The 5,866-nt window shown below is 65.9% G+C and carries 5 protein-coding genes; 2 read left to right on the top strand and 3 right to left on the bottom strand.

The features are described 5' to 3' along the window. On the top strand, positions 1 to 959 hold a 959-nt coding region (locus HMPREF0298_RS06815), incomplete at its 5' end, for an LCP family protein (protein ID WP_245527463.1). A gap of 2 nt (positions 960 to 961) precedes the next feature. Here the strand turns inward: HMPREF0298_RS06815 and HMPREF0298_RS06810 are convergent. The 3 genes from HMPREF0298_RS06810 to HMPREF0298_RS06800 form a co-directional block, all read right to left on the bottom strand. After that, positions 962 to 2,509 (bottom strand): alanine/glycine:cation symporter family protein, encoded by a 1,548-nt coding sequence (locus tag HMPREF0298_RS06810; protein ID WP_006840394.1) that lies wholly within the window; start codon positions 2,507 to 2,509, stop codon positions 962 to 964. A 132-nt stretch (positions 2,510 to 2,641) separates the two neighbouring features. Continuing rightward, positions 2,642 to 3,586 carry a formimidoylglutamase gene (gene hutG, locus HMPREF0298_RS06805; RefSeq protein WP_040422805.1) on the bottom strand — a complete coding sequence of 315 codons (945 nt, stop codon included), beginning with the start codon at positions 3,584 to 3,586 and terminating at the stop codon, positions 2,642 to 2,644. A gap of 10 nt (positions 3,587 to 3,596) precedes the next feature. Beyond that, positions 3,597 to 5,006 carry an amino acid permease gene (locus HMPREF0298_RS06800; protein ID WP_006840392.1) on the bottom strand — a complete coding sequence of 470 codons (1,410 nt, stop codon included), beginning with the start codon at positions 5,004 to 5,006 and terminating at the stop codon, positions 3,597 to 3,599. Positions 5,007 to 5,088: 82 nt separating this feature from the next. On the opposite strand from HMPREF0298_RS06800, the gene HMPREF0298_RS06795 reads away from it, so the two are divergent. After that, positions 5,089 to 5,832 (top strand): IclR family transcriptional regulator, encoded by a 744-nt coding sequence (locus HMPREF0298_RS06795; RefSeq protein WP_040422852.1) that lies wholly within the window; start codon positions 5,089 to 5,091, stop codon positions 5,830 to 5,832. Positions 5,833 to 5,866 lie beyond the last annotated feature (34 nt).

Below are 5,866 nucleotides of genomic sequence, written 5' to 3'. Positions count from 1 at the left end.
TGTCGCGCTCGCGCGTGCGCCAAGCACCGCCCGCGGCGGCGCAGGCTCCGGTGCGTGCGCGGAGGCGTCGAAAAGCACCCGGCTGCTTCTCCGTATTCGCACTCGTTGTGGTGCTCCTCATCGCCGGGGTCCTCTTCACCGACGCGCGCTTGAACCGCGTTGACGCGCTTCCCGACGAGCGCATCGCCAACACCGCCGGCACGAACTGGCTGCTCGTCGGCTCCGATTCGCGCCAGGGCCTCAGCGAGGACGACATCGCGCGCTACGGCACCGGCGGCGACCTCGGCGTCGGCCGCACCGACACGGTGATGCTGCTGCACCTACCGCGCACGGGGCCGGCGACCCTGGTGTCCATCCCGCGCGACTCGTACGTCTCCATCCCAGGCTACGGCATGGACAAGATCAACGCCGCCTTCGCCTACGGCGGGCCGAAGCTGCTGGCGACGACCGTGGAGCAGAACACGGGGCTGCGCGTGGACCGTTACGCGGAGATCGGCATGGGAGGGCTCGCGGGCGTGGTCGACGCCATCGGTGGTGTCGAAATCTGCGTCACAGAGCCGATCCAGGATCCGCTGGCCAACCTCTACGTCGAGCCGGGCTGCCAGAAGATGGACGGGCCGACGGGGCTGGGTTACGTGCGCACCCGCGCGACAGCGCTGGGCGATCTGGACCGGGTGAACCGCCAGCGCGAGTTCCTTTCAGCGATTGTCAACGAGGTCACGTCGCCGGCCGTGCTTCTCAACCCGTTCCGGCTCATCCCGCTCATGTGGGCCGTGCCGGGAATGTTTACCGTCAACACCGGTGATCACGTGTGGAACTTGGCGCGCATCCCGCTCGCGATGCGCGGCGGACTGCACACCGAGACGGTGCCGCTCGGCGGGTTTATGGACACCGAGGTCGGCAACGTTATGTTGTGGGACGAAGCGGGCGCAGAGGCGCTGTTTTCGTCGCTGCGCTAAACCTACTTCTCCACCTTGGCGGCTGCGGCCGGGAGCTCGGTCCACGTTCCGGCTGCGACCATGTCGGCCTTGCGCTTGACCCAGAAGTCGGCGCCCTTGATGCCCAGGGCCTCGGGGTCGAACTGCGGGTCGAGCCCGGCCTTCTTCTGGCGGCGGTAGTCCCACAGGCACTTCAGCGCCGGGCCCTGGATGACCAGGATGGCCAGGATGTTCAGCCACGCGGTCGCGCCGACGCCGATGTCACCCAGCGCCCAGGCGGTGCCGGGCGTGCTGGTCGCGCCGACGTAGACGGAGACGAGGATGAGCAGGCGCAGCACCCAGATGATGGCCCGGCGGGCGGTTTCGTTGTTCACCCAGCGGTTGAGGTAGGTGAAGTTCACCTCGGCGAGGTAGTAGTACGCAAGGACGGTGGTAAACGCGAAGAACATGATCGCGATTGCGACGAACGACGGTCCGACACCCGGTGTCAGCGTGTTCAACCCTTCCTGGACAAACCCGGGTCCGACCTCGACGCCGTCGGGGAGCGAGCCCGCGTAGCGCACGGCCCCGTCCTCGGACTGGCCTTCGAAGACCTTGAACATGTCGGTGGAGATGATGATGAACGCGGTGGCCGAGCAGACGAACAGCGTGTCCACGTAGACCGCGAAGGCCTGCACGAAGCCCTGCTTCGCGGGGTGGGAGACCTCGGCGGCCGCTGCGGACTGCGGGCCCGTGCCCTGGCCAGCCTCGTTGGAGTAGATGCCGCGCTTGACGCCCCAGAGGATCGCCGCGCCGAGCATGCCGGAGAACATTGCCTCCTGGTCGAAAGCGGAACGGAAGATCAGGCCGAAGACCTCGGGGATCTGCCCGGCGTTGACCGCAAGGATCACGATGGCCACGATGATGTACAAAACCGCCATCACCGGCACGACGAGGGAGGCGAACATCGCGATGCGCTTGACACCACCGATGATGATGACACCAAGCAGAACCACCATGGCAACGCCCGAGATCCAGGTGGGGATAGTCCACGCGTTTTCAACAGCCGCGGCAACACCGTTGGCCTGGATGCCGGGGAGGAAGTAGGAAGTGGCCAGGATCATGCTGATGGCGAAGATCACAGCGTAGACCAGGGCAAACGGCCGGGCGCTGGTGTGCGCCGCGGCCTTTTCAATATAGAAGGCGGGTCCGCCGCGGTACTCGCCGGTGTCGCGGTCCTTCTCCTTGTAGATCTGCGCCAGGGTGCATTCCACGAACGAGGTTGCAGATCCCAGCAGCGCAACAAGCCACATCCAAAACACCGCTCCCGGCCCGCCGAACGCAATGGCGGTGGCGACACCTGCGATGTTGCCCACGCCCACACGTCCGGCGAGCGAAATCATCAGCGATTGGAACGAGGAAATGCCAGATTCCGATTTTTCACCCTGCGTGATTTGCTTCAGCATGTCGGGAATGCAGCGAATTTGCAGGAACAGCGTGACGATGGTGAAGTACGCGCCGGCGCCGAGACACAGGTACACCAGCCAGTTCGACCAGATCAGGCTGTTGAGCGTGTCGATTAACCCCTCCATAACGGGTTCCTCCCAGTATCTGAGTAGTAGGTTCGAAACATCCTGTGTGAATGTTGGGGTTAAGAATAGACTTTGCGCCTATTAAGCGATAGGTTTTTGCCAAAATTTTTCGCGTGCTTGTCGACGCCCACCTCAACGCCCACTTCTACACCGCACGTGCGCCGCGACGATGTCGTGGATCAGACGCGCGGCCGTGCGCGCCGTGCGCGCGTCAATGTCGTAGCGCGGATTGAGTTCGACCACGTCGACGAGCGCCAACCGCCCTGTGCCGGCCACGGCGGTGGCGATGGCCCGGATTTTTTCCAGGGCGACCCCGAACCCGGCCGGCGCGGAGACTCCCGGGGCGGTCGAGGCGGGCAGAACGTCTAGGTCGATGCTCAGGTGGATCGGCCGCTGCCCAGCAACGCAGTCGAGCGCCACGCGTGCGCACTCGGCCGGGCTCAGCTGCGCGAGCTCGGTGTCGAGCACGGTGCGCACCCCGAGCCGCGCGGCGGTATGAAACAGCGTTGCGGTGTTGTTCGGCTCGGAGACGCCCAGCACCGAGTAGTTGAACTGATCTCCGCACAGCTGCGCGATCTGGGCGAACGGGGTGCCCGACGTGGGGTATGGGGCGTCGCGCAGGTCGAAGTGGGCGTCGAGGTTGATGATGCTCATCTCCCCGCGCGCCTCACGCACCCCGCGGTGGGTGGCAAACGAGGTTTCGTGGCCTCCGCCGAGCACGACGACCAGGTTGCCCGCGGCAGCGAGGTCGCGCACGCGCTCGGAAAGTTCGCGCTGCGCGGTTTCCAGGTCCTCGCCCTGGGTGGTGACCGTGCCGGCGTCGAAACGCGGGGCCTCGTCGTGGATGGCCAGGTCCGCCAGGGCGTGTCGCAGCGCGGCGGGGCCTTCGGCGGCGCCGGCGCGACCGCCGTTTCGCTGCACGCCCTCGTCGGATGAGAAACCAACCAGTGCAACCCCGCCCGCGGCCGCCTCACGGCGGATCACGCTGTGCCAGCGGGCGTGGTCGGGCCTGGGGCCGTCGTCACGCCCTCTCCAAGACTCGAATGGGCTGTACAGCGGTGCAGAGACTGTGTTCACGCCTGCCAGCCTAGATGCGCTCGGCGGCGGGCAGTGGGCTGTTCACGCCGGCAACCTTGTTGCGGCCCGTGGCGTAGTACATGGCGATGCAGGCGACGCTGAAGACCACACCCACGGACAGCGGGGTGCGGAAGTCCGGCTGCCACGCCATCACGCCGAAGGTGAACAGAATAAACGCCAGCGCGAAGTACTGGCCGAGCGGCCACAGCGGCACGCGGTAGCCCAGGGTCTGCGCCTCGGCGGGTGGCATGCGCCGACGCGAGGCGAGGTGTGCGAGCAGGATCATCATCCACACGAAGATGGTGGCGAAGGTGGCCAGCGCGGCAATGAGTGCGAAGACGGACTCCGGAATCAGCGCGTTGAGCACAACGCCGATAACAAGGACTCCGAGCAGGATCACCGTGGTCATCACCGGCACGCCGCGCACCGTCTTCGCCATCGCGGCCGGGGCGAGGTGCTGGTTCGCCAGCCCCGCGAGGACGCGGCCCGCGCCGAAGATGTCGGCGTTGATGGCTGACAGGGCTGCGGTGATCACGATGACGTTAAGTAGAGCGGCGGCCCAGTTCACACCGAGCGCGGTGAAGATCTGCACGAACGGCGACTCATCGCCGGTGATGGTGTGCCAGGGGTTGATCATCAAAATGACCAGGATCGCGAGCACGTAGAACAGCAGGATGCGCGCGGGCACGGTGTTGATCGCCTTCGGGATCGCGCGTGATGGGTCCTCGGCCTCGGTACCGGCCACGCCGATGATCTCGGTGCCGCCGAAGGCGAAGAGCACGAGGATGAAGGATGCCGCCATGCCGGACATGCCGTTGGGGAAGAACCCGCCCTCGTTGACCAGGTTGGCGGGGCCGGTGGTCTCTGCGTTGGCCAACCCGAGGATGAGCACGGCCGCGTCCGCGACGATCATCGCCACCACGGCGCCGACCTTGACGATGGTGAACCAGAACTCCAGCTCGCCGAACACACGTGTCGACGCCACATTCTCCGCGCCCACGATCAGCAGCGCGACGACGATCCACACCCAGCGCGAGACATCCGGGAACCAAAAGCCCATGTAGATGCCTATGGCGGTGAGATCCGCCATGGCCACAATCACCATTTCGAAGGCGAACATCCACCCGGTGAGGAAGCCCGCCGCCCCGCCAAGGTGGGTTCGGGTGTATTCCGCGAATGAGCCGCGCACGGGGTGGTGCACGGCCATCTCGCCGAGCGCGCGCAGCACGAAGTACACCACAGCGCCGCCGAGCAGGTAGACCAGCAGAACCGAAGGCCCCGCGGCCTGGATCGCGCCGGCGGAGCCGTAGAACAGCCCGGTGCCGATGGCGGAGCCAAGCGCGATGAAGTGGAGGTGGCGCGAGGTCAACCCGCGTCCCCCGGTGCGATCCGCAGCTGACGTGGACTGAATCGTCGTCATGGCTGGGAAGTTTAGGACACAGCTACACCCGGATATGACCCGCCTTTCTTTTAGGGGGTCTCACATGCCAGACTTTTGGGCCATGGCACCGAGACAGGTTCCCGCCGCACATAATGCGCTGCGCATTCTCACGCTGCTGTCGCTTTCCGACGTCCCCTTGTCCGCCGCACGCATCCAGCGCGAACTGGATCTCCCCCGCTCCTCCACTTACCACCTGTTGCGGGAATTGGAATGTTCCGGTTTCGTGGTACACCTAGACAACCCCGGCACCTACGGGCTCGGGCTCGCGGCCTACCGGATGTCCTCCGCCTACACCATGCAGCAACCGCTGGTGCGCCTGGCCGCGAAGGACCTCGAAGCGATCGCCGGCCTGGTCGGCGGTTCAACGCATTTGTCGCGCATGGCCGGATCCGAAATCGTCTACCTGCACGAGGCTCGCGCACCCAAGGCGGTCTCACTGGTCACTGAGGTCGGCGTGCGCCTGCCCGCTTTGTCCACGGCATCGGGGCGGATCATGGTGGCGCACCTCCCAGCTGCCGAGGCCAAGGCGGTGTTTTCCACCTCCGGGGAGCAGCGAGCCTACCGCGAGATCACCGCCCGCTTGGCGACGGCACGTGAGCGCGGCTGGGACGAGGAACGCGAAGAGGTCTCACGCGGCCAGGAGACTGTGGCCGTGGCCGTGCTCGACCACCTGGGACGCCCCGCTGCCGCGCTCGCGGCAACGTTCGCAGCCGGGTCTAGAGACGATCGCGAGCGCGCAGAGGTGGTGGGGCGTTTATTGGCCGCCGCGCGGCGGGTGGCGGGGAAGTTTTTTGGTGGGGTGTAGGGCTTTATAAGAGGGACTAGCCTATAGAAAAACC

The sequence above is a fragment of the Corynebacterium lipophiloflavum DSM 44291 genome, from assembly GCF_000159635.1.
Classification (GTDB): domain Bacteria; phylum Actinomycetota; class Actinomycetes; order Mycobacteriales; family Mycobacteriaceae; genus Corynebacterium; species Corynebacterium lipophiloflavum.
Note: the sequence above shows the minus strand (reverse complement) of the source record. Positions and strands in the feature narration are given on the sequence as shown.

Excerpts from the sequence above, each read along its gene's own strand:
- HMPREF0298_RS06810 (WP_006840394.1), bottom strand. The coding sequence starts at position 2,509 with ATGGAGGGGTTAATCGACACGCTCAACAGCCTGATCTGGTCGAACTGG.
- HMPREF0298_RS06795 (WP_040422852.1), top strand. The coding sequence starts at position 5,089 with ATGGCACCGAGACAGGTTCCCGCCGCACATAATGCGCTGCGCATTCTC.
- HMPREF0298_RS06800 (WP_006840392.1), bottom strand. The coding sequence starts at position 5,006 with ATGACGACGATTCAGTCCACGTCAGCTGCGGATCGCACCGGGGGACGC.